The organism is Romboutsia sp. 13368 (genome assembly GCF_018336475.1).
In the GTDB taxonomy this organism is placed as follows: Bacteria; Bacillota; Clostridia; order Peptostreptococcales; family Peptostreptococcaceae; genus Romboutsia.
This window is the reverse complement of the sequence record NZ_CP048741.1, coordinates 1,230,699-1,232,379: the sequence shown is the minus strand read 5'-3', so window position 1 is coordinate 1,232,379 and position 1,681 is coordinate 1,230,699. Positions and strand designations below refer to the sequence as shown.

Genomic DNA, 1,681 nt, shown 5'->3' with positions numbered 1-1,681 from the left:
CTGAATGAAAAAATTAGGACATCTTAAATTTCAAGTTGACAGGCTTAAATATTAAATTAATACGTATATTATATTAAAACGTAACATAGATTAAAATGTATTTACATTAAATACGCACTAGTTAATATTTAAAGTAGAGAGGGGTATATATAATGAGTGAATTAGCAAAGTTTAATGATCAATTATTCAAAAATGTAATATCAAACCCTACAGAAGAAGAATTAAGAAACTTATCAAAACATATGGAAAAAACAACTGAATTTAATAGTGCAAGTTATGTAACAAAAGTTAGAAACAGAAGTGCTAAAAATACTTATATAGTTGATGAAATAGAAGTTGGTGTTGACCAAAARGAAATAAGTAAAGAAGAAGCAGATAAAGTACTTCAAAAAGTAATAGAATATGTAAAAGATAAAGAAGTAGTAAGAGTAGACCGTCAAATGGGTATGGGAGATAAATTTTCATATAATTGTAGATTATATATATCAAAAGAATACTCTAGAATAGCATACATGTGGAATAATACATTAAATCCATCAACAAATCCTGAAAATCCAGATCTTTTAAGTATATACATACCTGAATGGCCAGAAAGAATGATGATAGCTTATCCTGAAACAGGATTAACTTTAATACTAGGAAGTGACTATTTTGGTGAAGCTAAAAAATCTTTCTTAAGAATGGCTATGTATAAAGTTAAAGAAGAAGGTGGATTAGGATTCCATGCAGGAAGTAAAGTTCTTAGAGTTTATGACAAAAACAATAACTTAAAAGATGTTGGATTTATAATGTTTGGCCTTAGTGGAACAGGTAAAACTACATTAACTATACATGACCATGAATTAGAGGGCGAAGAAAAATCTATCGTTAGACAAGATGACGTTATATTCATGGATGAAAATGGATATTGCGTAGGTACAGAAACTGGATTCTTTATAAAAACTGAAGGATTACACCCAGACCAACAAGGTGTATTATATAAAGCTGCTACAACAGATAGAGCTATACTTGAAAATGTAAAAGTTTATGATGATGGAAAAGTTGATTTTGATGATGTAAGCTTAACTTCAAATGGTAGAGGTATAATATTAAGAAGTGAAGTACCAAATACTGATGATACTATAGACTTAGAAAAAGCAAATAAAATAATATTTATAACTAGAAGAAATGACATAGTACCACCAGTAGTTAAATTAAATCCAGAGCAAGCATTAGAAGCATTTATGTTAGGAGAATCTATAGAAACTTCAGCAGGAGATCCAACAAAAGCAGGTCAATCAAAAAGATGTGTTGGAACTAATCCATTTATAATGGGACCTGAGATAGAAGAGGGATTAAGATTAAAAGAAATATTACAAAATAATCCTGATATGGAATGTTATATATTAAATACAGGTAGTGTTGGAGCTAAGGGAGACTTTAAAGGTGAAAAATTAAGTATAAAAGTATCAACAACTATAATGAAAGAAATAGCTAGAGATACTATTAAATGGGTACAAGATAAAGAATGGGGATATGAAGTACCAGTACAAATTAATGGTATAGATATAGAAAAATATAATCCAAGAAGTTATTATACAGAAGAAGAATACAAAGTTTTAGCATCTAAATTAAAAGCTGAAAGAAAGGCTTGGTTAGCTAAATATGAATTAGCACAACCAACAAGATCAGAATAGACATT

1 protein-coding gene is annotated in these 1,681 nt (G+C 28.8%); it reads left to right on the top strand.

Annotation, left to right across the window (positions count from 1 at the left end; all coding sequences use genetic code 11):
• Positions 1-152: 152 nt before the first annotated feature.
• Positions 153-1,676, top strand: a complete 1,524-nt coding sequence (locus G3997_RS05025; protein ID WP_296649070.1) for a phosphoenolpyruvate carboxykinase (ATP) — start codon at positions 153-155, stop codon at positions 1,674-1,676.
• The last annotated feature ends 5 nt before the right edge of the window (positions 1,677-1,681 follow it).